The sequence below is a fragment of the Mesorhizobium sp. M7A.F.Ca.CA.001.04.2.1 genome (genome assembly GCF_003998485.1).
In the GTDB taxonomy this organism is placed as follows: Bacteria; Pseudomonadota; Alphaproteobacteria; order Rhizobiales; family Rhizobiaceae; genus Mesorhizobium; species Mesorhizobium ciceri.
The window spans coordinates 105,509-131,144 of sequence record NZ_RZQT01000004.1 but is presented as its reverse complement, the minus strand read 5'-3'; the positions used below and the strand labels follow the sequence as shown (position 1 = coordinate 131,144).

The 25,636-nt window shown below is 63.0% G+C and carries 22 protein-coding genes and 1 pseudogene; 8 read left to right on the top strand and 15 right to left on the bottom strand.

Annotation, left to right across the window (positions count from 1 at the left end; translation table 11 throughout):
- The 8 genes from EN955_RS02830 to EN955_RS02795 all read left to right on the top strand — a co-directional run.
- A partial coding sequence (locus EN955_RS02830) for an ATP-grasp domain-containing protein (protein WP_127223393.1) occupies nucleotides 1–955 on the top strand: 955 nt, incomplete at its 5' end.
- Nucleotides 956–964: 9 nt separating this feature from the next.
- Entirely contained in the window at nucleotides 965–1,840 is an 876-nt protein-coding gene (locus tag EN955_RS02825) for a carboxyltransferase domain-containing protein (protein WP_024502404.1), read from the top strand.
- Nucleotides 1,830–2,801: a biotin-dependent carboxyltransferase family protein gene (locus tag EN955_RS02820; RefSeq protein WP_024502403.1), complete on the top strand. Its 972-nt coding sequence runs from the start codon at nucleotides 1,830–1,832 to the stop codon at nucleotides 2,799–2,801. Before EN955_RS02825 ends, EN955_RS02820 begins: the two co-directional genes overlap by 11 nt.
- A gap of 247 nt (nucleotides 2,802–3,048) precedes the next feature.
- Nucleotides 3,049–3,801 (top strand): ABC transporter ATP-binding protein, encoded by a 753-nt coding sequence (locus tag EN955_RS02815; protein ID WP_013533156.1) that lies wholly within the window; start codon nucleotides 3,049–3,051, stop codon nucleotides 3,799–3,801.
- Nucleotides 3,798–4,532 carry an ABC transporter ATP-binding protein gene (locus EN955_RS02810; RefSeq protein ID WP_013533157.1) on the top strand — a complete coding sequence of 245 codons (735 nt, stop codon included), beginning with the start codon at nucleotides 3,798–3,800 and terminating at the stop codon, nucleotides 4,530–4,532. Before EN955_RS02815 ends, EN955_RS02810 begins: the two co-directional genes overlap by 4 nt.
- A 1-nt stretch (nucleotide 4,533) precedes the next feature.
- On the top strand, nucleotides 4,534–5,439 hold the full coding sequence (locus tag EN955_RS02805) for a branched-chain amino acid ABC transporter permease (protein ID WP_013533158.1): 906 nt from the start codon (nucleotides 4,534–4,536) through the stop codon (nucleotides 5,437–5,439).
- Between the two features lie 4 nt (nucleotides 5,440–5,443).
- Nucleotides 5,444–6,535: a branched-chain amino acid ABC transporter permease gene (locus tag EN955_RS02800; protein WP_024502402.1), complete on the top strand. Its 1,092-nt coding sequence runs from the start codon at nucleotides 5,444–5,446 to the stop codon at nucleotides 6,533–6,535.
- Between the two features lie 42 nt (nucleotides 6,536–6,577).
- On the top strand, nucleotides 6,578–7,771 hold the full coding sequence (locus tag EN955_RS02795) for an ABC transporter substrate-binding protein (protein WP_013533160.1): 1,194 nt from the start codon (nucleotides 6,578–6,580) through the stop codon (nucleotides 7,769–7,771).
- Nucleotides 7,772–7,880: 109 nt separating this feature from the next.
- Here the strand turns inward: EN955_RS02795 and EN955_RS35840 are convergent, their stop codons facing one another.
- From EN955_RS35840 to EN955_RS02720, 15 genes and pseudogenes are all read right to left on the bottom strand, one after another.
- Nucleotides 7,881–8,549 carry a nuclear transport factor 2 family protein gene (locus tag EN955_RS35840; protein ID WP_024502401.1) on the bottom strand — a complete coding sequence of 223 codons (669 nt, stop codon included), beginning with the start codon at nucleotides 8,547–8,549 and terminating at the stop codon, nucleotides 7,881–7,883.
- Nucleotides 8,546–9,928, bottom strand: coding sequence for an aspartate aminotransferase family protein (locus EN955_RS02785; protein WP_024502400.1), 1,383 nt, complete (start codon nucleotides 9,926–9,928; stop codon nucleotides 8,546–8,548). The genes EN955_RS35840 and EN955_RS02785 overlap by 4 nt, the downstream gene beginning before the upstream one ends.
- 95 nt (nucleotides 9,929–10,023) lie before the next feature.
- The gene (locus tag EN955_RS02780) at nucleotides 10,024–10,755 is read right to left on the bottom strand and encodes a LamB/YcsF family protein (protein WP_024502399.1); all 732 of its coding nucleotides are present in this window, start codon (nucleotides 10,753–10,755) and stop codon (nucleotides 10,024–10,026) included.
- Nucleotides 10,756–10,767: 12 nt separating this feature from the next.
- Entirely contained in the window at nucleotides 10,768–13,116 is a 2,349-nt protein-coding gene (locus EN955_RS02775) for a xanthine dehydrogenase family protein molybdopterin-binding subunit (protein WP_024502398.1), read from the bottom strand.
- Nucleotides 13,109–13,606 (bottom strand): (2Fe-2S)-binding protein, encoded by a 498-nt coding sequence (locus EN955_RS02770; protein ID WP_024502397.1) that lies wholly within the window; start codon nucleotides 13,604–13,606, stop codon nucleotides 13,109–13,111. The genes EN955_RS02775 and EN955_RS02770 overlap by 8 nt, the downstream gene beginning before the upstream one ends.
- Nucleotides 13,603–14,454 carry an FAD binding domain-containing protein gene (locus tag EN955_RS02765; protein WP_024502396.1) on the bottom strand — a complete coding sequence of 284 codons (852 nt, stop codon included), beginning with the start codon at nucleotides 14,452–14,454 and terminating at the stop codon, nucleotides 13,603–13,605. Before EN955_RS02765 ends, EN955_RS02770 begins: the two co-directional genes overlap by 4 nt.
- A 162-nt stretch (nucleotides 14,455–14,616) precedes the next feature.
- Complete coding sequence (locus EN955_RS02760) at nucleotides 14,617–16,584, bottom strand: hydantoinase B/oxoprolinase family protein (RefSeq protein ID WP_024502395.1); 1,968 nt, start codon at nucleotides 16,582–16,584, stop codon at nucleotides 14,617–14,619.
- A 3-nt stretch (nucleotides 16,585–16,587) separates the two neighbouring features.
- Nucleotides 16,588–18,615: a hydantoinase/oxoprolinase family protein gene (locus EN955_RS02755; protein ID WP_024502394.1), complete on the bottom strand. Its 2,028-nt coding sequence runs from the start codon at nucleotides 18,613–18,615 to the stop codon at nucleotides 16,588–16,590.
- A gap of 102 nt (nucleotides 18,616–18,717) precedes the next feature.
- Nucleotides 18,718–19,698, bottom strand: a complete 981-nt coding sequence (locus tag EN955_RS02750) for a helix-turn-helix domain-containing protein (RefSeq protein WP_013533169.1) — start codon at nucleotides 19,696–19,698, stop codon at nucleotides 18,718–18,720.
- Nucleotides 19,699–19,882: 184 nt separating this feature from the next.
- Nucleotides 19,883–20,812: a LysR substrate-binding domain-containing protein gene (locus tag EN955_RS02745; RefSeq protein WP_024502393.1), complete on the bottom strand. Its 930-nt coding sequence runs from the start codon at nucleotides 20,810–20,812 to the stop codon at nucleotides 19,883–19,885.
- A gap of 58 nt (nucleotides 20,813–20,870) precedes the next feature.
- Nucleotides 20,871–21,784 (bottom strand): annotated as a pseudogene (locus tag EN955_RS02740) (SMP-30/gluconolactonase/LRE family protein).
- A 12-nt stretch (nucleotides 21,785–21,796) separates the two neighbouring features.
- Nucleotides 21,797–23,299 carry an aldehyde dehydrogenase family protein gene (locus tag EN955_RS02735; protein WP_024502392.1) on the bottom strand — a complete coding sequence of 501 codons (1,503 nt, stop codon included), beginning with the start codon at nucleotides 23,297–23,299 and terminating at the stop codon, nucleotides 21,797–21,799.
- A gap of 25 nt (nucleotides 23,300–23,324) precedes the next feature.
- Nucleotides 23,325–24,785, bottom strand: coding sequence for an aldehyde dehydrogenase (locus EN955_RS02730; protein ID WP_027164003.1), 1,461 nt, complete (start codon nucleotides 24,783–24,785; stop codon nucleotides 23,325–23,327).
- 35 nt (nucleotides 24,786–24,820) lie between these two features.
- On the bottom strand, nucleotides 24,821–25,198 hold the full coding sequence (locus tag EN955_RS02725) for a carboxymuconolactone decarboxylase family protein (protein WP_024502390.1): 378 nt from the start codon (nucleotides 25,196–25,198) through the stop codon (nucleotides 24,821–24,823).
- A gap of 29 nt (nucleotides 25,199–25,227) precedes the next feature.
- On the bottom strand, nucleotides 25,228–25,635 hold the full coding sequence (locus EN955_RS02720) for a hypothetical protein (protein WP_024502389.1): 408 nt from the start codon (nucleotides 25,633–25,635) through the stop codon (nucleotides 25,228–25,230).
- Between the last annotated feature and the right edge of the window lies 1 nt (nucleotide 25,636).

Below are 25,636 nucleotides of genomic sequence, written 5' to 3'. Positions count from 1 at the left end.
GGTCGAGGGCCTCGAGGCTGGCCACGAGGTGCTGACCGCAACCGGTTTTCCGGTGATGATCAAGGCGGCGGCAGGCGGCGGCGGGCGGGGCATCCGCATCGCGAACTCGCTCGCCGAGTTCGAACAAGCCTTTCCTCAGGCCGAAGCAGAAGCCCTCGCCGCTTTTGGCGACGGTGGTCTCTACATGGAAAAGGTGATCGGCAAGGCCCGCCATATCGAGGTGCAGGTGCTGGCAGACGGAAGCGATGCCATCCACTGCTACGAGCGGGAGTGCTCGCTGCAGCGGCGACGCCAGAAAGTTTGGGAGGAGGCGCCGTCGCGCGCACTTTCAGCCAGGCTGCGCGAGGAGCTCTGCGCTTCGGCGGTCGCTTTGGCCAAGGCGGTCAAATACTCTGGTGCCGGCACGGTAGAGTATCTTTATGACGATGAAGCAGACCGCTTCTACTTCATCGAGATGAACACCCGTATCCAGGTCGAGCACCCGGTCACCGAGGCGATCACCGGCATCGATCTCGTTGCGGAGATGCTTCGCATCGCCGGCGGCGAGAAGCTGCGGATCCGGCAAGGCGATGTCTCCGTCAAGGGGCATGCGATCGAAGTGCGGCTCAATGCCGAAGACCCGGCGAAGGAGTTCGCTCCATTCCCCGGGCAGGTGGCTGGGCTTCGCATTCCCGGCGGTCCGGGCGTACGCTTCGATTCGATGCTCTACCAAGGCTATCAGGTACCGCCCTTTTATGACTCGCTGCTTGCCAAGCTGATCGTGCATGCAGAGACGCGCGAGGCGGCGATAGTGCGCCTGATCCGCGCGCTCAATGAGCTGAAGATCGACGGACTCAAGACCACCAAGCCGCTGTTTCTTGCGCTGGCCGCCGATCCGGCGGTGCGGGCGGGAGACGTGCATACACGCTGGCTGGAAGGCTGGCTCATCGAAAACGCCGCAGCATTGGCGGGTTAGGGAGGACCGATGTCGATACGATTCAACTTCGGCGGTGACGAACATATCTTCGGCGAGGTGTCCGAAGAAATGTCGCTCACCTCCTTCTTTACCGGCCTTTCGATGACCAACGCGGTGCGTACGGCAGACATCCGAGGCGTCACCGAGATCTGCCCAGCCAACGCCAGCTTCCAGATTCGCTTCAACCCCGACATCGTCAAGCCGCAGGATTTGCTCAGCGAACTGAAGTCGATGGAAGAGGCGGCCTCGAAGGCGGACCCGGTGCTGAAGACCCGGATCATCGAACTGCCGGTTTATTTCCAGGATCCATGGACGCGTGAAACCTGCTTGCGCTTCCGCGAGCGCCATCAGGACCCCTCCTCCACCGATCTTGAATATTCGGCACGCATCAACGGCTACGCCACGGTGGAAGAGTTTATCGCGGCCTATTCCGGCCAGCCCTGGTTCGTATCGATGGTCGGCTTCGTCGCCGGACTGCCCTTCCTGTACCAGATGGTTGAGCGCAAGAAACAGATTCAGGCGCCGAAATACTTGCGTCCACGCACCGACACTCCCAAGCTCACCATTGGCCATGGCGGCTGCTTTGCAGCGATCTATTCGGTACGCGGCGCTGGCGGCTACCAGATGTATGGCATAACCCCGGCCCCGATCTACGACCCGACCAGGAAGGTGCGCTACCTCGCCGATGACATGTGCCTGTTCAAGCCAGGCGATATCGTCAAGTTCAAGGCCATTGGCCGCGATGACTACGACGCCACGCTTGAGGAAATCGAAGCCAATCGGTGGCAGCCGACGGTTCGCGAGTGCACCTTCAGCCTGAAGGATTTCAACAGCGACATTTACGGCACCAATGCAAAGCTGATGGAGCTTATCAATGGCCGTTAAGGTAATCTCTCCCGGCCTCTCCACTTCCGTGCAGGACCTTGGCCGACCCGGCCACTATCATGTCGGCATTCCAGAAGGCGGCGGCATGGACCGCTTTGCGACACGCATCGCAAACCTGCTTGTCGGCAACGATCCGGGTGCCGCGGTGCTCGAAGCCACTTTCATGGGTCCCGAACTCGAATTCACCCAATCCGCGGTCGTCGCCGTCACAGGTGGAGAGCTCCCACCCAAACTCAATGGCGAGGAACGGTCGACGTGGGAAAGTTTTCCGGTGAAGGCCGGTGACCGGCTTTCCTTCGGCTTCCTCAAGAGCGGCGCGCGCGCTTATCTGGCCGTCTCCGGCGGCATCGACGTACCCGTGGTTCTCGGTTCGCGCTCGACTTACATTCTGGGCGCGCTTGGCGGCCATCAGGGCCGCACGCTGAAGGCGGGCGATGAGCTTCCCCTCGGCGAAGGTTCCGGCAAAGCCGGTCTTTCACTGCCTGCAAATCTGCGCCGCGCGCGCAATAGCCCGGCGGAACTCAGAATGCTTCCCGGCATATACTGGCATCGGATCACTGAGGCTGCCGGCAATCGGTTCTTTGAGGAAACCTGGAAGGTCGCGCCCGAAGCCGACCGTATCGGCTATCGCTTCCGGGGCGGAACGCCGCTGGAATTCGTCGAGCGCGAGCAGCCTTTCGGTGCGGGCTCCGACCCCTCGAACATCGTCGATGCCTGCTATCCCTACGGATCTGTCCAAGTGCCGAGTGGCACGGAGCCGATCGTTCTTCACCGGGACGCGGTTTCGGGTGGCGGGTACATGATGCTGGGCGTGGTGATATCGGCCGACATGGACCTTATCGCCCAGCTCCAGCCGCACACCCCGGCGCGCTTCGTCCCGGTGACGCTGGAAGACGCGCTTGCCGCGCGAACCGAACAGCGCGCCGCGCTGGCGCGTGCTGAAGGGCATCTGGCCGGCTGACGTCAGCCGGGAATGCCGGCGGAGGAGCCGGAGGCGAGGAGATCGGCCGGCCAAAACCGACCGCGCGTGGCGGAAGACAAAATCCGGTGCGCGAAACGACAAGACGACGCCGGGCAACGGCGTGAATTTGGCACCCGAGCAGTCCGCTAGAGACCGCCGGAACCGACAGGGGAAGACATTTGCAACGTGGCTGGCCGCAAGGCCGGATGCTTCGCGCCTTTCCGTCGGTAGAAAGAAGGAAAGGGTCATGAGTCATCTGAGCGCGGAGAACGTCTCGGTATCGTTTGCGGGGCTGAAGGCCCTGTCATCGGTAGACCTCCAAATTACGCCCGGCCGCATCAGTGGCCTCATCGGCCCGAATGGCGCTGGCAAGACCACGCTCGTCAACGTGCTGACCGGCTTCCAGGCACCGACGGAAGGCACCATCAAGCTCGACGGGGAAGCACTCACGGGTCTCAAGCCGCATCAGGTCCGGCGGCGCGGCATTGCCCGCACCTTTCAGGGTGGGCGGCTCTTCCGCGACCTGCCTGTGCTGGACAATTTGGAGGTAACGGGCGTTGGCCTGGGAATGAGCCGGCGCGCTGCCATCGCCGAAGCGGAAGCAATGCTCGACTGGATAGGCATCGGTGCGCTGGGTACCCGCATCGCCGGAACGTTGCCATACACGGACGAGCGCCGCGTCGCCATTGGCCGCGCCCTGATGGGACGGCCCGCATACATCCTGCTCGACGAGCCCGCGGCTGGCATGAGCGCACTGGAGGCGCGGGAGCTTTCCGCCCTGATAAGACACATCGCCAGCGATCTCGGCTGTGGTGTCCTGCTCATCGAGCACAATGTCGGGCTGGTGCTCGGCCTTTGCCAGCATATCGTCGTGCTCGATTCCGGAGCGATTATCGAGGAAGGACCGCCTGCCGCGATCCGCGACAGCGAGAAGGTGCGCCACGCCTATATGGGCACGGCCGCGAACACCGACCTGCCTGTGCTGGAGGCGATGGAATGAGCCTGCTCGCCCTTTCCGACATCACCATCCGCTACAGCCGTCTCACGGCGGTCCGCAATGTCTCCTTCTCCATGGACGAGGGAGAAATCCTGTTCATCACCGGCCCGAACGGAGCCGGGAAGTCTTCGCTGCTGCGCGCGATCGCCGGTGTTACGCCGGTGGCGGGCGGCCGGATCGACCTTGCAGGTCATGAGATCACCGGCCAGGCGCCGGAGAACATCGCCCGGCTCGGATTCTCCATGGTGCCGGAGGGGCGCGATGTCTTCGGCTCGCTGACGACCGAAGAGAACCTTCTGGTCGGAACCGGCATGCACGCCCGCGAACGCGGCTGGCGCAGCCGAGCGGCCGACGAACTCGAAGCCGTCTACGCAACCTTCCCGATGCTGAAAGAGAGGCGGCACGGGCAGGCGGGATTGCTGTCCGGCGGGCAGCAGCAAATGCTGGTCATCGGCCGCGCGCTGATGACCAATCCGCGGCTTGTAGCCATCGACGAGCCTTCACTGGGCCTCGCCCCCAACATCAACGACCAGGTCTACGAGCGGCTGATCGCGCTGCGTGCGCAGCGCCAGCTCACGCTCCTGATCGTTGAGCAGAGCTCGGCCCGGGCGATGATGGTGGGCGGGCGGATGATCCTGATGCGTGGCGGACAGATCGTGCTCGATGGCGACGCGCGGACGCTCGGCAATGGCGAGGCGATCCAGGCTGCCTATTTCGGCTACGAGGACAATTGAGATGCTTCAGATCCTGTTCGACGCACTCTCGCTTGGTTCGCTCTACGCGCTCGGGGCGCTCGGCATTGCCCTTATCTTCGGCGTCATGCGGCTCGTGAACTTCGCGCATGGCGACGTCATCGCCTTCTGCGTCTTCGCCCTGTTATGGCCGTCTACGGACGCAATGGCCATCGTCTTCGCCGGCCAATTGCCGTGGTACCTGCTGTTGCCATTCGTGCTCCTCTGCGGGGCCGGGCTGTCGGTGCTGTGCGAAATCGTCGTCTTCAGGCGGTTTCGTCAGGCAAATCCGGCAACCATGATGATCGCCTCCTTCGCGCTCGGTTTCGTCATTCGCTACTTCCTGCTCATGCTTTTCTCCAGTCGGCCGAAATCGATCTCGCTGCTGCCCGAACTGTCCCAGCCGGTGGAGATCCTTGGTGCCAGGCTTCCCCTCCTCCAGCTCATAACGATCGTGGCCACGATGGTCATCCTGATCGGCCTGACACTGTTCCTCCGTCAAACCCGCTTCGGCCTGGAGATGCGGGCGGCGGCCGAGAACTTCTCGATGGCCCGAATGCTGGGTGTGCGTGCGAACCGGGTTATCATGGGCGCGTTCGCCCTCTCCGGCGCGTTGGCCGCCGCCATTGCACTGATCTTTGGCGCCCAGACAGGCACGCTGGACATCCAGATGGGCGCCTCGATCATGTTGATGGCCTTCATCGCCACCGTCATTGGCGGCCTCGGCAGCCTCGGGGGAGCCGTGCTCGCCGGCTTCCTGCTGGGTGCCGCCTCGGTGATCATGCAAGTCATGCTGCCCATCGACGCCCGGCCATTCCGCGATGCCTTTGTCTATGGAGCGGTCATCCTCGTCCTCCTCTTCCGCCCACAGGGGCTTATTGCCGCGCGCGGCACCAAGGAAAGGATCTGATTTCATGGGTGTCGCCGCCTCCCTCACCAACTCTACCGCTGCCGGTGCCCCGGCTGCCGAGCGAAAGCCCGCCCGCTTCGCGCTTGCCCGCCGCACAATCCTGACACCGGTCCTGCTTTCTCTGCTGCTGCTGGCCATCGCGCTGATCACGGTGATGACCGGATCGCGGCCCTTCAACCAGACGGTGATCGACGTGTTCGTCCGTGTCATCCTCGTCGTGGGCCTATACATCTTTATCGGGAATTCGGGCGTTCTCAGCTTCGGGCATATCGGCTTCACCTGCCTTGGCGCCTACGCGGCCGCGTGGCTCACCATCAATCCGATGATGAAACGCGGTTCGCTGCCGGGACTGCCCGAATGGCTGCTGGCGACCCGATTGCCGTACTGGCAATCGGCTATGCTGGCAGCATTGTTCGCCGCCCTCGCCGCTCTCATCTTCGGGCGGGTGCTGATGCGATTATCGGGCATCGCGGCTTCGATCGCGACCTTCGCGATGCTCGCCATGATCAACACAATTTATTCCAACTGGGAGAGCGTGACCGGAGCGACCTCATCGGTCGTCGGCATTCCGATCGTACGCGTGATCTGGCCGTATCTCATCGGCGCCGTGGTCGCGATCTTCATCGCCTGGGCGCACGCGATCTCCCGGTCCGGCCTGGCCCTTCGTGCTGCCCGCGACGAGCCCACCGCCGCCGCGGCTTCCGGTATCGACATTCCCAGGGAAAGATTGGTGGCATTCGTCATATCAGGCGCGGTGATGGGGCTGGGCGGTGCGCTCATGGCTCATTCCATCGGCGTGGTCACACCCGACACATTCTATCTCGGTCTCACCTTCATCACCCTTTCCATGCTCGTCGTCGGCGGCATGGGCAGCCTGTCGGGGGGTGTGGTGGGTGTCGTCCTGCTGTCCGCCCTTATCCAGGCGCTGCGCTGGCTGGAGGCAGGCGTATCGCTCGGCGAGTCCACTTTCGCCCTCCCGAAAGGGGTTCAGGAAATAGCCCTCGGCGTCATCATGATCGTGATCCTCGCGCTTCGCCCATCCGGACTCATGGGCAATCGCGAGATCACCTTACCCCGCAGCAGTCGCAACAAGTGACCGGCGGCACAAGCCCGACCGGAAAACAAAAAGGAGACGTGCATGACATACAAAATGAGAATTGTCGCAACCGCTCTGGCCTCGATGTCCATCGCATACCCGGCCCTGGCCGATGACAAGACCATCGTCATCGGCTTCGCCACTGCGGAGTCGGGCTTCATGGAAGCCTATGACAAGCCTGCGCAGGAGGCGGCCTTGATCCGCATCGACGAGATCAATGCGGCTGGCGGTCTGCTTGGAAAGCAGATCAAGGTCGTCAAGGCCGACACCAAGTCCGACCGGGCCGAAGGCGCCAAGGCGGGCCTCTCCGTGCTCGACCAGGGCGCGGATCTCGTGGTCGTCTCGTGCGACTACGACTTCGGATCGCCGGCTGCGCTCGCGGCCGAGGACGCGGGCCGTATCTCCTTCTTCCTGTGCGCGGAATCGGTCAAGGCCGGTATCCAGGGTGTCGGCCCGCACAGCTTCTCCGCGTCGGTGCTGGCGCCCGTGCAGGGCGCGACCATGGCCGAGTGGGCATTCAAGGAAAAAGGCGCAAAGGACTTCTACCGTCTGCTCGATACCTGGACGGCCTACAACAAGGGCATCTGCGACGGCTTCGACTGGATGATGCCGAAGCTCGAAGCCCAGGGCGCGAAGCTTGTCGGTGAAGACACCTTCAAGAACGAGGACGCCTCCATCGCCGCGCAGATCACCCGCATCAAGTCTCTGCCGAAGGAGCCGGATGCGATCATGCTTTGCACAATGATGCCGGGCGCTGTTTCGGCCATCAAGCAGCTTCGTGCCGCGGGCATCAACTCCATGATCCTGAATGGCTCGGGCGTCGACGGTAGTTATTGGCTATCCGCTGTGCCCGATCTGACGAACTTCTACGTCCCCGTTCAGGGATCGATCTATGGCGACGATCCCAATCCGGAAGTGCTGAAGTTCAATGCCACCTACAAGGCGAAGACAGGCGCCGATCCCTCGAGCCAGTATGTCTTTCCGGGTTACGTCATGGTCGACGTCTGGGCCAAGGCGGTGGAGCGTGCAGGCACGACCGATGCCGACGCCGTCGTCGCGGAACTGGAGAAGATGAAGAACGAGCCGACGCTGTTCGGGCCTCGTACCTTCACGCCGGAACTGCATCACCAGAACCAGACGCGGTACCTGATCGTCGAGACCAAGGCCGGCAAGCCGGGTGTTGTAGGCAACTGGACGATTTCCGAGCCGGTACCGATGGAAGCCTTGCTCAAGTAAGAAGATGGGCCGGGTAAGCCCGGCCCTTTCGTAGGATCTTGCCTTTGGACAAAAAACGAGGGCGGCCCGCTTGGACCGCCCTTCGTCGCCCGATGAATTCAGATTTTCGCTACCCTCGCGCTTTGCGGTAGGAATCCTTGAGCGCTATGAGCTCCCCCGAGAAAGCGAAGATATCGCAGCCGTCGACTTCGATTTGCTGCCCCGCTGCCGTGGTGCCGACGAAGCGCCATGATGAAAGCCCGGTGTCGCCCGTCACGACGTGCCGTCCTTTGGTCCACGCGGCCTTCGGGAAAGCATCGAACAGCGCTGCATAGGCGGCGCGCACGGCGTCACGCCCCATATGCTTGCGCCCTTCGGCATCGGGTCCAGCCGAGCCGTGGAAAGCGCAATTCTCAGCCATGCAGTCCATCAGCGCGCCCACGTCGCGGGCGTTCCAGGCTGCGAGGAACCGGTCGAGCACGGCGAGCCGCCTGGCTGCGAGGTCGCCAGCCTCAACGACCTCGACCTCCAGAAAGGCGAGCGGCGCATCGCCGGCATTGATGACGTTATGGGCCACACCCGTCCGCCGCGAATAGGGCACCCCTTGAGTGAGAGCGGCTTGCGATTGCGCGCCGTCCGGGCCTTCGAGACCGAGCTTGCCGTCCGTAAGCGGCACGATGACATAGTCATGGCCATGGATGTGCCAGCCGGTCTCGGCCCCGGTGGCAAAGCGCCATTCGGTGACCCGAAAGCGTTCGTCGTCGATATGGACGACCGGTTCGGCTTTCATGCGGGTCATTCGAGTCCCTCCTTGGCAACCGCACCGGTCAGGCGCCCAAGCGTCCGGCCCATGCGCGTCATGATTTCTTTCACATCGTCTTCTGTCGAGATCATCGGCGGGCAGAGCGCGAGCTGATCGCCGATGGCGCGGAAGATGAGGCCTTCCTCGTGGCCGATCCCTGCTGCGATACCCCCTGCGCGCCCAACCTTGGCGAAGGGGCGTTTCGTCGCCTTGTCTGCCACCAGCTCAACGGCGCCGATAAGACCGGTGCCCCGCGCTTCGCCGACAAGCGGGTGATCGGCAAATGAGCGGATGCCGGCCTGGAACGACGTCTCGAGGCGGGCCGCGTTTCCGATCAGGTCCCGCTCCTCGAAGATGGCCAGGTTTTCGAGACCCACTGCCGTCGCGACCGGATGACCTGACGCCGTGAAGCCGTGGCCGAAATTGCCGATCGTGGCGGTGTTGTCGGCGATCGCCTGATAGATCGCATCGGAGAAAATGACGGCGGCAAGTGGCATATAAGACGACGTGATTTGCTTGGAGACCGTCATGATATCAGGCGTGAAGCCGTATTTCTGAGCGCCGAAGGGCGTACCAAGCCGCCCGAAACCACAGATCACCTCGTCTGCTATCAGAATGATATCATTTGCCCTGCAGATTTTCTCCACGCCTTCCCAGTACCCGACCGGCGGTGGCAGAACGCCGCCGGCTGCCATGAGCGGCTCTCCTATGAAGGCTGCGATGGTGTCAGCCCCTTCTTCGGCGATCACCGCTTCCAGCTCGGCGAGCAGGCGCGCCGTGAAGGCGGCTTCGTCTTCGCCTGCCATGCCGAAGCGATAGAAGTGCGGGCAGGTCAGGTGGCGAACGGGAATGGCCGGCAGATCGAAGTCGCGATGGTTGACCGGCAGGCCTGTCAGGCTGCCGGAGGCGACGGTGATGCCGTGATAGCCCTTGGTCCGTGCCAGGAATTTCTTCTTTTTTGGCCGGCCCAGCGCGTTGTTCATGAACCACATCATCTTGACGATGGTGTCGTTGGCTTCCGAGCCCGACGACGTGAAGAAGACACGCGTCAGGTTTTCCGGCGTCATCTCCACGAGTTTCTCCGCCAGCCGGATGGATGGCTCATGCGCCTTGGAGGAGAAGGTGTGGTAGTAGGGCAGCTTCAGCATTTGCTGATAGGCAGCGTCGGCCAACCGCTTTTCCGAAAAGCCGACGCCCACCGACCACAGCCCGGCGAGCCCTTCGATGTATTCCTTGCCCCGCTCGTCATACACGCGGATGCCGTCGCCGCGGCTGATGATCAGCGGCCCGGTTTCTTCGTGCTGACGCAGGTTGGTGTAGGGGTGCATGGTGGTGGCGATGTCGGCGGCGGCGAGAGAGTTGGAAAGCGCATCCATGGAAGTCCTCAGCGGCTTGGGGAAATGGTTCGGGCGGTGAGTTCGAGATAGTCTTCGATCCCATGCGTGGAGCTTTCACGATTCGGGAGAATGAATCATGGCAGGCTGTCGGAATGCGTATCGATGATCCGTCGCATCAGCGCGGCGACGTCGCGCGCATTCGGCGGATCGGAGTGGATGCAGACGGTGTCGAAGTCGACCGGGCGGATCGTGCCGTCTGTCGTGACGAGCTCGTGTCGGCTAAGCGCCCCCACCATGCGGTGCTCGGCAAGCGTCAGGTCGATGGCCGACTGGACGCGCGGAATGATCAGGCTGCCGCCGGGAGCGTAGGCAAGATCGGGAAAGAACTCGCCCACGAAGGCAACGCCGAGTTCGGCTGCCGCCGTCTCGTGACAGGTTCCCGCCATGCCGAAGAGAGGGACGCCGAACGGCTTGACCGCCGCGGCAATTGCCCGGGCAGTGTCGACGTCGTGCGCGGCCATGCCGTAAATGATGCCATGCGGCTTGACATGGCTGAGCTCCCCGCCCTCGGCGGCCAGCATCCCTGTCAAAGCACCGATCTGGTAGAGGAAGGCGGCTGTCAGTTCCTCCGGCTGAAGTTTCATTTCGCGCCGGCCGAACCCCTCACGATCGGGAAGGGAGGGATGCGCGCCGACCCGCTTGCCATGCGAAAGCGCGAGGCGCACGGTCTTCAGCATCGTCCATGGATCGGAGGCGTGGAAGCCGCAGGCGATGTTGGCGCAATCGATATGAGGCATGATGCCGGCATCGTCGCCGAAGCGCCAGTTGCCGTAGCTTTCGCCCATGTCGCAGTTCAGGGTGACCATGGTTTGCTTGCCTCAGCCCAGAGTGTTCGACGCCCAGCCGGGGGCGATGTGCGGGAATTCCGGCGGTGGTTCGCGCTCATGCAGCAGTCGAAGCACACGCGGCGGCGTCAGTGGCAGCTGCCGCACCGGCTTACCGATGGCGCGTGCCACAGCGCAGCCGATCGCCGCGCCCACGGCCAGGATCGGGACCTCGCCCGCGCCCTTGGTGCCTAGAGGCCCCATCGACGGGGCGCCCTCGTAGAGGTCGGCGGCGACCGGAATCACGTCCTGCGCCAACGGCAGGCGATAGGTCTCGAAATCGTCCTGTGCGATGCGTCCATCGGCGGTGAGCGTCACCTCCTCATGCAACGCATAGCCCAGTCCCTGCACCACGCCGCCCTGTATCTGGCCCAGGATGGCGCGCGGGTTGAGCGCGCGGCCGACATCTTGAACCACGCGATAGGCCAGCACCTCGACATGGCCGGTCTCGGGGTCGACCGCGACCTCGGCCTCGTGAACGACGAAGACGGGAATGTCGAGCGCATCGATGAAATGCCCCATCGCGCAGCCGGACATTGCCGGAGTGTTCCTGGCGGTAAAGGCTCCGCTTCCGGTGATCGGGCCGGTGGTTGCCTGCGCATGGGCGACGACAGCGGGGATCGACATGCCGGAACCGGGACGTCCCGTGATCTCGACACGACCGTCCCGCAGCACCAAGTCTTCCGGTCGGGTCTGCAGCATCTCGCCGGCGGTCCGCAGCAGCTTCTCCCGCACGTCCGCGCAGGCGGCCACACTTGCCGCGCCGATGGACACGGTGGTTCGTCCGCCGCCAACACCGACATCGAGACCGGCGGCATCCGTATCGGCTTCGCGCACGATCACCTGGTCGGGAGCAAGCCCGAGCTGCCCGGCCACGATCTGCGGCAGGGACTGCACCATCGTGCCGGACCCGATCTCCACACCCGAGGTGACCAACGTTGCGCTACCGTCGGCGTTCAAATTCACCGTCGCCGCCGAAGGCCCGACGAAAACGAACCATGTGCCGACCGTGGTCGCAATTCCATAGAGCCTGCCGTCGGCCTTCGCTTCCGATGTGCCGGTACTGGCACGCAACGCCTCCATGCGATCGAGCATCGGAGCCAGCACGTCGGCCTCGAAAACCTGGCCCGTGGCACCGAGATCGCCATCTCCCAGGACATTTTTCTTCCGGAACTCCATCGGGTCGAAGCCTAGCGCATCGCAGATTTCGTCGGTGTGCCGCTCCAACGCGAAGGTGTTGTAGACGCCGTTGCAAGCGCGGAAAGCGCCGTTGGGTGGTGTGTTGGTGTATACGGCGCGGCTGACGAGCCGCGTTGCGCCAACCCTGTAATTGCCACCCAGCGTGTGCGCCGTCATCGTCGTCAGAAAAACCTGTTCGCCTCCATACGCGCCGCAGTCCATCAGCACGACCGCCTCGCGCCCGGCGATGTATCCTTCGGCGGTGACGGCGGAGCGGATGCGGATTTCCGCATTCTCGCGACAGAGGCAGGTTGCCATCTCTTCCTGCCGGGTGTTTTCCAGGACCACCGTGCGCCCGGTCATCCGCGCCAGAAGTGCCGTGATCGGCTCGATGGACGCATCGAATTTCAGGCCGAACCCGCCGCCGACAGGCGGCACGGTGACCCGCACACGCCCGGGCGCAAGCTGCATGACCCTTCCGGTGACGTTGCGAACTGTCCAAGGCACCTGCGTCGATGTCTGGATGTGAGCACGACCGTCCTCCCAGGAGCCGATGGCAACGCGCGGTTCGAAGGGCACATGGCTCTGCCGGCCGACGGTGAAGCTGCTCTCGACAATGCGTATGTCGGGACGGGCGAAGGCCGCATCGACGTCACCGCGGCTGGATTTTGCCTCCCATGCGATGTTGCCGGCACGTGCACCGCCCTCGGTGATCACCTCATAGCCGCGCCAGCCTTCATGGACGAGACGGGCGGCAGGCTGGAGCGCTTCGGCCATGGTGGATACCGGTGCCAGCGGCTCGACCTCGAGCACGATGGCGGCAAGCGCCGCCCGCGCCTGCTTCTCCGTCTCGGCGGCAACGACGGCGATTGGCTCGCCATGATAGCGGATCGTGTCGATGGCCAGGAGCGGATGGTCGGCAATGCCGATGCCGTAGAGCCCTGGCGCGTCGGCGCCGGTCGCCACTGCGCGCACACCAGGACAGCGAAGTGCCGCCGAAACATCGAGCTTGCGGATACGCCCCGCGGCAACGGTCGACCGCAGCAGCACGGCATGCAACATGTCGGGACGAACCCGGTCGTTGGTGTATTTCGTGCGCCCGCGCAGCTTGTCCTGCGCATCGCGGCGGGGAAGATTCATCACCGTGGCGGACAGCTCAGACATGGATGCCTCCCACCGACTGGCCAGCCTTCCGCGCTTGGTCGAGGCAGTCGGCCACGGCGTCGACGATCCGCTCATATCCGGTGCAGCGGCAGATGTTGCCGACCATCGCGGCCTTGATGTCGGGGCGGCTCGCATGCGGGTTGTCACGCACGAACGCCGAAAGGCTCATGACCATTCCCGGGAAACACATGCCGCATTGCACGGCATCGGCCCCCTCGAAATTGGCCTGGAGCGGGTGCAGCGCCTGGTTGCCGGAACTCAATCCCTCGATGGTCGTCACCGCGCATCCCTGGACGAGGCCAATCGGCTTCAGGCAGGACGGCACCGCCTCATCGTCGACATGCACGGTGCACGCGCCGCAGAAGCCTTCGCGGCACACGGCTTTGGTCCCCGTCAGGAATCGTTCCTGCCGCAGGATGTCGACGAGCGGCGTCATCGGATCGCCATCAAAGCGGCAGTCCTCGCCATTCAGCTGGAATATCACGGTCATACCAGGCGCCCGGTCTTGAGAAGTGCGGCAACACCGCGCTTGACCAGAGGCGCAAGAACCTGGCGCCGGTACCAACCCTCCGCTTCCTTGCCGTCACGTCCCTGAAAATCATTGTGCTCCAGCGCAAGCTCGGCGGTGCGTTCCGGATCGAACGCAGAGGCAGAGTCCGCCGCCATGGCCTGTTCGAGCGCCGTCCAGCGCCGCGCTACCGGCTCCACCGAGCCGACGGCAATGCGACATCGTTTGTCCTTGTCCACCGCAAGCGAGACGATGGCGACCGGGTAGTCGCCGGCTTTCCGAAGCGGCAGGCGGATATGCGCGCTTGCGACAAGGTCGCGGCGCAGATGAATTCTCGTGACAATCGCTTCGGCCAGCAGCGCATGCCTGTCTTTGAGGAAATCCGAAATACCGATGAGTTTTGGGCCTTCGAACGTCTCCAGCTCTACCGTCGCCTCACAGACGAGAAGCGCGGGGGCGAGATCGGCGGCGGCAAAGTCGAGGGCACAAAGGTTGCCGCCCACGGTGGCGACCCTTCGGATGCCGGGATTGGCCGCATTCTCCGCCGCGGCAACCAGACCTTCGAAGCCCGCTGCCCCATGCAACGCGCGGCCAAGGACTGCATGGGTAACGGCTGCGCCGATCACGACATGGTCGGGTTCGATTTCGACCTTGGACAAGGCCGGTATTCGGTGGAGTGCGACCACCGCCTCGGGAAGATCGACCCCGCGCCGTGGATCACGCATCATCCAGGTACCGCCGGCAAGCACCGCCGCGCCTTGCCGGCGTGCGGCCATTGCCTCTTCAATCGTGCTGGCTGCGGTGAACGATCGTTCCACGCTCGGTGCCATCTGTCATACCCCTCGGAAGCAGCCAACTTTCGCGGCGCTGCAGCATTGTTGCTCCAGCTTTAGGCTCCTGTGAAATAGTAATTCTTTGAATATGGTATCGAAAAAACAGATAACTCGGGCATCCCGCGAGCGCCCGCAAGATTGCGGCGCGCTCGCTAGCGCTCAGACCCAGTGGGCAACGGTCCGTTTCTCAAAACTCTCCCGGAACTGGGCGGTGGTTTTGGGAAGTAGTTCGCCAGTCTCCCAGTCGAGGATCACGGCATAGTGCCGAACCGCATCGAGCGTATCGATCTCGCCGGAGCGGTATTTGCGCGCGACCTCCTCGGGATCCATGCGTGCCCAGTCCTTCCGTTTCGCCCGGATGTCGGCACGGCAGGCTTCGGTTGCCGTCCCGTCGATTTCGTACTGGCACAGGTCGCGGTCGATTTCGCGGATCACCACGCCGTAGTCAGTCCTGGCGCGCTCCAGAGAAACGTAGTCGTCGATCACGTCCTCCATCACCTTGCGGGGCTCGCGCTCCAATGGATCGCCGAAACCGCCGCCGCCGGCCGTCGGACGAGCGAACTGGTCGCCTGTGTGGACGGAGTAATCGGAGAACACGGAGCCGAGCCAGATCTCGGTCTCTTCTCCGGCGCGCTTCATGGTCAAGCCGTGGGGCATCGACGGCAGCCCCCCTTCGACGCCCCAGACGACAGCGCGCTCACGGTCGCAAATATAGGACATGACGGCATTTTCAGCCTCAAGCAGCAACGAGGTCTTCTGCACGCCGACGCCGCCCCGCCATTTGCCGGGTCCGGCTGAATCCTGCTTGATCTGGAACTCGACCGTCCGAGTCGGATTCACCCGCTCGTTGCCTTCGTTCGGCTGCGACATCAGCCCGGTTCCGAAGCAGGCGGTGGTGACATCGGCACCATCCTTGCCGTTGCGCCCGCCCCAGCCGCCAGGCAGCCATTCGTAGAACATGAAGATCGGCTTTTCGGGTTTGCGCGCATCCCGTCCCCCGGCCAGCAGATATTCGAGGTTGAAGGCGCAGGCGATAGCGCGTTCGGGCATGATCTTCGACCACATCTCGAAGATCGCGTTCATGATCTTTTCAAACGGCATCAGGAACCCGGTCACCGCCACCGGCCATTCCGCGCTGACGATGCTGTTCTTCGGCGCGGTCACCTCGATCATCCGGTAAAACCCGCTGTTGAGCGGGAGGTCCGGAAAGAAGGTTTTCATGCCGGCGACCACGGCCGAGAAGGTCGCGCCCGGTGCGGAATTGTACATCGAGGCAATGGTCGAGTGGCTTCCCGTAAAATCGTAGTGGATCGTGTCGCCCTTGATCGTCATCTTGATGCGTATCGGGATCATGCCTTCGCCGGCACCGAGATCCCGATCGATGTAGTCGACCGTCTCCCAGGTGCCGTCGGGCAGGTCCGCGAGACGCTTTCGCACCGCACGTTCGACGTAGTCCTGGACCTCCTCCATACCGCGCATGACTTGACCGCGGCCGTACTTCTTGACCAGCCGCAACAGTTCGCGCTCGGCAGCCAGCGTCGCCTGCGCCTGGGAATGGATGTCGCCGATGATCGATGCCGGATCGCGCGTGTTGGCCGCGATCATGTTGGCGACGTCGGAGCAGAAGCGGCCGCGCTGGAAAAGGCGCAACGGCGTGATCCGCAGGCCTTCGCGGAACATATCGCGGGCGGTGACATCGAAGGAGCCCGGCACCGAGCCGCCAAGATCCGACCAGTGGCCGTTCGACTGGGAGAAGCCGATCAGTTTGTCTTCGTCGAAGATCGGCCGGACGAGCCGAACGTCGCTGAAATGCGTACCGCCGGCATAGGGATCGTTGATTGCGTAGACATCGCCGGGTGCCATATCGCCTTCGAAGACCCGGATCACTTCCTTACACGTGTTGTGCAGTGTGCCGACATGGACCGCGATGTCGTAGTTGCCCTGGGCGACGGAGTTGCCATCGGCGTCGTGCAGGGCATTCGAAAAGTCTCGGTTGTAGATGACGAAGGAATAGCAGGTGCGAAGCATCTGTTCGGCCATCTGGTCGACGGTGGTGATGAAGGAGTTCTTCAGCACCTCGAACGTTACCGGATCTAGGCCAGGGCCCGTTTCAATCAGCTTTGTCATGTCTCAGCCTTTCGTCACGATGAGAATGTTCAGGAAGCCGTCGACGGTCGCGCTCATTCCCGGCGGAACCACGGTGGTGGAATCGAACTGTTCGACGATGGCGGGTCCCGCAAAGGCAGCGCCGGCGCTGAGTTGATCGCGTTCATAGACAGCCGCGTCATGAGATACGCCGTCGAACCAGACGCCGCGGCGGCCAAGCGGCTCGGGCACATGAGGCAAGACTTCGTGTCGCGGTATCTCGGCTTTCGGGACGATGCCGATCGCCTTGACCGCGATGCGGAAGATCGACACCGGCGCGTCTTCGCGGCGGTAGTTGAACTCGCGTTCGTGTTCGTTGTGGAATGCCTCGATCAGCGGGCAGATGCTCTCGATCCGCGCCGGGGCTGACACCGCGAGCGAGCGCCATTGGCCCTGGTACATCATCTCGACCGTGCGCTGCAGCGCCATGTCTTCCTGCGCCACGCCCTCATGGCCCAGACGCTCAACCGCCTGTTTTTCCATCAGAACGAAGGCTGCCTGCATCTCGGCGGGCGAGACAGTCGAAGCATCGGCCATGAAGCTTTCGGAGAAATCGTGCTGCACGTCGACGAGAAGGCAACCGAGCGCGGAGGTGACGCCGGGATTGGGCGGTACGATCACGGTTGGAATCGAAAGCTCCTTGGCCACGGCCGCTCCGTGCAAAGCGCCAGCACCGCCGAATGCGACCAGCGCAAAGTCGCGCGGGTCGTAGCCTCGGCTGATGGAGAGAAGCCGGACGGCATTGCCCATATTGGCGTTGGCGACGGCGATGATCGCCTCGGCCGCCTGGTGGAGTTCCATGCCGAAGGGTTCCGCCACCGTCTCCTGAACCGCCTGGGTGGCCAGAGCGGGGTCGAGCGTGATCTTGCCGCCCGCAAGGCTGGTGCCGAGACGGCCGAGCACGACATTGGCGTCGGTGTTGGTGGCGGTGCGGTTGCCATTCTTGTAGCAGGCCGGACCTCGAAAAGCCCCAGCGGACTGCGGTCCGTTGCGCAAGCTGCCGCCCTCGTCCTGCCATGCCAACGATCCGCCGCCCGCACCGATGGTCAGCACCTCGATGGAGGGGAAGCGGATCGGATATCCGAATTCGATGTACCAGTCTTTCGTGATGCGCGACTCCCCGTTCCAGGCCAGCGAGACGTCGGTGCTGGTGCCGCCCATATCGAAGCCGATCGAGTTCGGGAAGCCACAGAGATTTCCGATAAAGCGGCTTGCGATCGCGCCGGCGGCGATGCCGGATCCCGCGAGCCGAGCCGAGAAATCCCTGACGCTCGCGGGCGTCATGACCCCGCCACCGCTGTGCAGCAACAGGAGATCTCGCTTGTATCCGGCGTCGGCAAGCCTTTCTCCGAGACGCGACACGTAGTCGACGACGACCGGGGCGCAGACGGCGTTCGCCATGGTGGTGGAAAAACGTTCGTGCTCGAAGATTTCCGGCATCACCTCCGAGGAGATCGAGACCGGCAGATCCGGCATTGCCTCCTTCAGGATCTCACGCATGCGGCGCTCGTTGGCGCCGTTGACATAGGAGTTCATGAAGCAGACGGCGATCGACTTGACCTGCCGTTTCTTGAGAATCTCCGCGACACGACGCGCGGCCTCTTCGTCCAACGCTTCCAGGATCGTGCCCTCGGCACTGACCCGTTCCCGGACGGTCAGCCGGTCGCGGCGCGGGATATAGGGCTTGGCGACATCTTTGTAGGTGTCCCAGAGATCTTCCTTGTTGGCGCGACGGATCTCTACAACGTCACGAAAACCCTCGCTGCAGACCATTGCGGTGCGCGGCAGACGGCGGGTGATCAGCGCATTGGTGGCGACCGTCGTACCATGAGAGAACATCGTTACCTCCGAAAGATCGATGCGCCCCTGCTCCACGCCATTCATGATGGCCTGCATGGGATCGTCAGGCGTGGAGGCGGTTTTTTCGATGCGGATCGCTCCGCTGTCTTCGTCCATGATGCAGATGTCGGTGAAAGTCCCTCCGACATCGACGGCAACTCTGATTCGGCTCATGACAGTTCCTTCGCAAGGTCTTGCGGGCAAAGCCCCGCCTTCGTCGCCCCTTGCCGGGGAGACGTTGCATGAATGGTGGAATTGGCCCGGATTTCGTCGGGACTAGTGGCGCTCTCGCGAGGCCGAAGAGCCGCCCGCCCGGTTCGCTGCTTCGCGACGGGTATCCGTCGGTGCGCAGCCGAACCGCGTCCGGTAGTGCTTGCAGAACTGGGACTGGTCGGCGAAGCCCCAGCGGTAAGCGATCTCGGCTACGCTGCTGATGTTGGTCACCGACATCAGCTCCTCGGCGCAAAGTTCAAGCCGGGCGTCGCGGATGAAGCCGTTGATCGACTGGTTGCTGTCCTGAAAAAGGACCTGCAGGTAACGCAGGGAGATGCCGCAGGCATCAGCCACCGCCTGCGGGCCGAGGTCGGAATTCTTCAGGTTGTCGCGAATATACTGCTCGGCACGATGCAAATGGCCGGCCCGGATCGACGAGATGCTGCTGTCCAGCACGCGATCGTCGCTCACGATCGACAGGCACAGCATTTCCAGGATGTGCCTGCCCATCATCTCACGAGCGACTTCAGTAATCTCATCGAGATGGCCGATCGTGGTTCGCACCGTGTCGAGGAAGAGCGCGGCGATGCCTTGGGTCGCGTCGAAACTGAGCGCACTGAGCCGTTCGGCGGATCCGATCCGTGCCCGAACGCTCGATGATGGTACCTTGAGGACCCACAGCGCGTTTGGCTTGCCGTGCCAGAATTCGTAAGGCGCATCTCCCCGCTCGACGAGAAAGCCCCCCGGCCTGCAATTGACGGTTCTCGACCCTTGCGAGAAATTCACCTCCGACATCTCCGGGATCGTGATGAGCAGGCTGGCGTCACGCTCGTTGAGGAAGTGGCGGCGGTGGCGACGATAGCTTACGGCATCGCAGCGCATTTTAGACACGCTGACGAGCCCAAGCGAGAAGGTTTCCAGCGTGCCTGAAAATTCGCGACGGTTCCGATACTCGGTGTCGAGCGGAAAATAGGCTTCGGTAACAGCGGCTTGCCAGGCATCACCGCCTGCGGGACCGCCGATCGTATCGACGACGTATTTCATTCCCCGACCTTTCTGGTTGGCCCGGTTAGCCCGGTGTTTTTTTGAAGATTACAGGAATCCGCCCGCGCGTATTGGTCAAAAACGAATAAACTTATGTGGTCGGCTAGCCCAGACCGGAGCTCGCGACCAGCCTTGGGCGTGCAAACCGCCAGCCGACTTGGAGCCATGCAGTCTTTTCGCATACTCATTCAGGATAAGTTGTCGGCTTCCAGATGTGGGTGGAAATGATGTCCCGCAGTTCCGTGCGCACCGCACGGAAGAGTGGGCGAAAGTTCGAGGACATCGGTCGCTGCGACGAGGTCGCGAGGATCAGCTGTCGGGTAATCGGCGGGTCGAATGGCCAGACCTGGATGCGGCCAGCCTCAACAAGGAGATGGACGGAGGCATAGGGCAGAACCGTATATCCTGTGCCCTCCTCGACCAGAAGCAAGGTTGAAGGCATTGCCTCCAGTTCCATCTCGACACGCGGATAGATGCCATGCTCCGCCAAGGTGTTGTCGATAAGTCGCCGCAGCCCGTGTGGGCGGCTGGGCAGGATCATCGGCAGCTCGGCGAAAATGTTGAGGCCGACCGGCCCGCGCGGCAGCACGCGCTCGGACAACACCGGTCCGATCAGAAACAGCTCGTCATCGGCCAGCGGTTCGGTCAGCACGGAAGGATGGTTCGGCGAATTGTAGAGCACTGCGGCATCGATGCGACCAGCAATCAGCCATTCCAGGATATGGCCGCTGAAGCCTTCGATCACTTGCAGCGCGACATTGGGAAACTCGTTCTTGATCTTCTTGACCAGCGGCACCGTCAGCACGGTGCCGACCGAAGGCGGCACGGCCAGCACCAACCTCCCCTTCGGCGAGGATTTGAGGTTTGAGACCGCATTCTGCGCCAGCCGCATCCGCTCGACGATCTCGTCGGCGTGGGCCTTCAAGAGCACGCCCGCCTCGGTCAGCACAACACCGCGGCCGTTGCGATAGAACAATTCGACGCCGAGCTCCTCCTCAAGTCCGCGAACATGACGCGTGACCATCGGCTGGGTAACGTTGAGGTCGAGCGCGGCTTTCGAGAAGCTGCCGGCCGCACCGACGGCGATGAATACCTGTAGCTGCTTCGTGTCCAACTCTCACCCCAACCGTCCGCTGCTGCAGAGCCTCCAGGCTGACCCGGCGGCGTCCGTGTCACATGCCGAACGGGTACTTCTGGCCTCGGACATTCAAGAACACGGCATAGACAGACGTTGTCGCCGTGATGAACAGCCGATTGTTGCGCGGCCCACCAAAGGCCAGGTTCGCAACCATTTCCGGCACCTGAATTTTCCCGATGAGCTCACCTTCGGGCGTATGGCACTGTACGCCATCCCATGCGCTGATCCAGAGATTGCCCGTAACATCAAGGCGAAAACCATCCGGAATGCCAGGCGATATATCGGCGAAGATGCGGGAATTTACCAATCTGTCACCGTCAACGTCAAATTGCCTGACATGATGCGGGGCGCTGCGGTCGGTGAGGAAGCCGGAGTCCGAAATATAAAGACGCTTCTCGTCAAGCGAGAAGGCGAGCCCGTTCGGCATGGAGAAATCATCGGCAACGACGGTGATTGCTCCCGAGCCGGGATCGATCCTGTAGACGCGGCAGCCCGGTTGCTCCTGCAGACCCTTGCGCCCGACATAGTCTGAAATGATCCCGTAGTTGGGGTCGGTGACCAGACGCTGCCGTCGGATTTGACGACCACATCGTTCGGCGAATTCAACGGCTTGCCATCGAAGGAATCAGCCAGCACGGTGATCGCACCATCCCATTCGGTGCGCACAACGCGGCGCTCCCCCTGCATGCAGGTGACCAGCCTGCCGTTGCGGTCGCGTGTATTGCCGTTCGGGTTGGAGACATGGCCGCGGAAAAGCGAAACCGCCCCTGTCTCCTCGTCCCAGCGCAGCATCCTGTCGTTGGGGATATCGCTCCAGATCAGGGAGCGAAGATCGGCGAAATAGACCGGCCCCTCCGCCCAGCGATTTCCCGTATGGATGGTTTCGAGGAATGCGACCGGATCGATCAGGTCCCCAAACCGCGCGTCGATCATTTCGTAGCAGGACATCGACCGCCTCGCCTATGGCAGCCGGATCGCGACGGTCTTGGTCTCGGTGTAGAGCTGGAGCGCCTGCTCGCCAAGTTCGCGCCCCCAGCCCGACTGCTTGAAACCGCCGAACGGCATGGTGACGTCATTGACGTTGTGGCAGTTCACCCAGACCGTGCCGGATTTGATCTTCGCGGCCAGCCGATGCGCGGCGCCCAGATTGTTGGTCCAGATCGATGCGGCAAGGCCATATTCCGTGTCGTTGGCGTCCTTGGCGAGTTTGTCCAGATCCTCGTCGTCGAAGGGCATCGCGCAGGCCACCGGCCCGAATATCTCTTCGCGGATCACCGACATGTCCGGCCGCGTCCGGGAAATGACCGTCGGCTTGACGAAATAGCCGGTGTCACCGGCCCGTGTGCCGCCGGTGACGATCTCGGCGCCGTCACTCCTGCCTTCCGAGATCAGTCGGGTGATGCGTTCCATCTGCTGCTGAGAGACGACGGGGCCGAGCTCGGTCGCAGGATCGAGCCCTGCGCCGAGCTTCAGCTTTTCGGCACGCGCCGCGATCCCGGACATGACCTTGTCGTAGATCTTCTTGTGAACGAAGAAACGCGTTCCAGCGCCGCAGCTCTGGCCGGCATTGAAAAATGCCGCGCTCGAGGCGCCCGCCACCGCCATATCGATATCGGCATCGCCCAGCACGATGGTTGGCGCTTTGCCGCCCAGTTCCAGGCTGACCTTCTTGAGATTGCCGGTCGCGGCGCGGGCGATCAACCGGCCGACTTCGGTCGAACCGGTGAAAGCCACCTTGTCGATATCGGGATGGGCCGCCATCGCCGCGCCAACCGTTTCGCCAAAGCCGGTCAGGACGTTGACCACGCCTTCCGGAAAGCCGGCGTCCTGAACCAGCTTGCCGAAATAGAGCGCGCCGAGCGGCGTCTGCTCGGCCGGCTTGAGCACGATGGTGCAGCCGGCCGCCAGCGCCGGCGCCACCTTCCAGGCGAGCATGCTGAGCGGGAAGTTCCATGGGATGATCTGGCCAACGACGCCGACCGGCTCGCGGCGGGTGTAGGCATGCCAGTCACCCGGTGCGTTGACGGTCATCGTCTCGCCATTGATCTTGGTGGCCCACCCCGCATAGTAGCGGAACGTCTCGGCCGTGAACGGCACCTCGCCGTTACGGGAATCGCCGATCGGCTTGCCGCTTTCATAAGAATTGAGCGTTGCCAGCATACCGACATTGGCATCGATCAGATCGGCGAGTTTCCAGATCAGCCTGGCGCGCTCGGCCGGGACCATTTTCGACCATGGACCGTCGATCGCCGTCCGAGCGGCCTTGACCGCCAGATCGACATCGGCGCCGTCACCGGACGGCACCTGCGCAATGACCCGGCCATTCGAGGGGTCGATGACGTCGAGCGCCTGTCCGGAGGCCGCCGGCAGCCATGCGCTGCCGATCAGCATCGCATGCTTGCCACCAACGAACGCCGCCACTTTGGGATCGAGTGGTGGCACGGCATCGAAACGTATGTTCATGATTTCCTCCGAACGGTCTCTTCAATCAGCGCTGGACGAACGGCGCGGGAATGGAATTCCCGGCATCGATCCAGATGCTTTTTTCCTGAAGATATTCGTAGATGGCGGTCTGGCCGTTCTCGCGGCCAATGCCCGACTGCTTGTAGCCGCCGAACGGGGAGAGAGGACTGGTGGCGCGATACATGTTGACCCAGACCATGCCAGCCTCGAGCCGTTCCGGTAGGCGCATGGCGCGCCCCAGATCCTGCGTCCACATCCCGGCCGCAAGCCCGTAGATGGTGTCGTTGGCGATGGCCACCGCCTCGTCCTCGTCATCGAAGGGAATGATCGACAGCACCGGTCCGAAGACCTCTTCCTGGGCGATGCGCATGGACGACTTCACGTTGCCGAAGATCGTCGGCTCCACGAACCAGCCGTCGGCGATCGATGTGTCCTCGGGTATCTTGCCGCCGAGCAATTGCGCAGCGCCCTCACCGTTGGCGATACCGATGTAGTCGAGCACTTTGGCGCGCTGCGGCAGGGTGGTGATCGGACCGACCTGGGTCTCGGGGTCGAGCGGATCTCCGATCTTCGCGGTCCTGGCGAAGGCGACCAGCTTCTCCGTCACCTGGTCGTAGACCGAGCGCTGCACGAGTGCGCGCGAGCCGGCGATGCAGGTCTGGCCGGTTGCGGCGAAGATGCCGGAAACGAGACCGGGTATGGCGGCTTCCATCTTGGCGTCAGCAAAGACGATGTTGGCGGATTTGCCGCCGAGCTCGAGCGTGACCTTCTTGAGCCCGCCGGCGGCAGCCTGATAGACGCGGCGGCCGGTTGCATCACCACCGGTGAATGCCACTTTCGCTACATCTGGATGCGTGACGAGGCGGTCACCGATTTCATGGCCGAAGCCGGTGACGATGTTGACGACGCCCTTGGGAAAGCCCGCTTTCTCGAAAAGCCGGCCGAAGAACAACGCCGAGACCGACGAGAATTCCGACGGTTTCCAGACGATCGTGTTGCCGGCCGCGAGCGCTGGAGCAAGCTTCCACGTCGCCAGCATCAGGGGCGAGTTCCACGGTGTGATTGCGGCCACAACCCCGAGCGGCTCGCGGCGCGTGTAGTTGAACACGCCGGGCTTATCGATCGGGATGACACGGCCCTCGATCTTGTCGGCAAGGCCGCCAAAGAAGCGGAACCATTGCGGAATGTATTTGCACTGCATCCGCATTTCATTGATCAGCTTGCCGTTGTCGCGGGTTTCGAGAACGGCCAGGTTTTCGGCCTCCTCCGCCACGAGATCGGCAAAGCGCGTCATGATCTGCCCACGTGCGCTTGGGGTCATCGTGCGCCACTCGCCGCGAAAGGCGGCCGCGGCTGCCTGAACGGCCGCATCGACATCGGCTACGCCAGCGCGCGGAACGAGCGCCCAGGCCTTGCCTGTGAAGGGATCGAAGGATTCGAAAAAATCCCCCGACTGCGCGGCGGCCGGGCGGCCGCCGATCAGCATCGAGAGCTTTTCCGTGGCGAGCGGCGGACGGGTCGTCATGCTCCGACTTCCTGCATGGCTTCGCGAGCGAGCCGGAAGGCATCGACGCCGGCCGGCACGCCGGCATAGATCGCGACCTGCAGAAGGACTTCGCGGATCTCGTCCTTGGTCACGCCGTTGGTCAGCGCGCCCTTCACATGCATCTTCAGCTCGTGCGGACGATTGAGCGCGGAAAGCATGGCGAGGTTCAGCATGCTGCGCGTCTTCTTGTCGAGCGTGTCGCGGCCCCAAACGGCGCCCCAGCAATATTCCGTCACGAGTTCCTGCATCGGGCGATTGAAATCGTCGGCGCTGGCGAAGGATTTCTCGACGAACTCGGCGCCCAGAACCGATTTGCGGATTTCAAAACCCTTATCGAATACGTCCTTGCCCATTGGATGGTCCTTTCCAGTTGCTTGGGAGATCAAAGGCCGGGAGTCGGCCGGTACTTGCGGCCGCGCGCGATCACGTGGCCGAGCGAGCCGTTGGTCAGGTAGATCTGCGTCGCCTTGGAATCGTAGGGGACGTTCTCCTGGCCGGGGTAGCCGATCAGCTCGCGCACGCGCGGGCTCATATAGTAGGTGGCTATGGCAATCGTTGTGGTCGCCGAGAAGGCTTCGCCGTCCTCCTTGTTGAGGCTTTCCAGGCGAGCTTCAGCGCCGGTGCCCGGATCGACTGCGATGCCGCGCGCAAAGCCCGGCTTCAGATCAACACGAAAATCCAGCGACTTCTCGACATCGGCGTAGCCGCAGACGTCGCTGAACTTCGGCATCTTGCCATGCGCGGGGATCAGGAAGTCTGCGAGCGCAAGGAACGTTCTCTCGTTCGACATG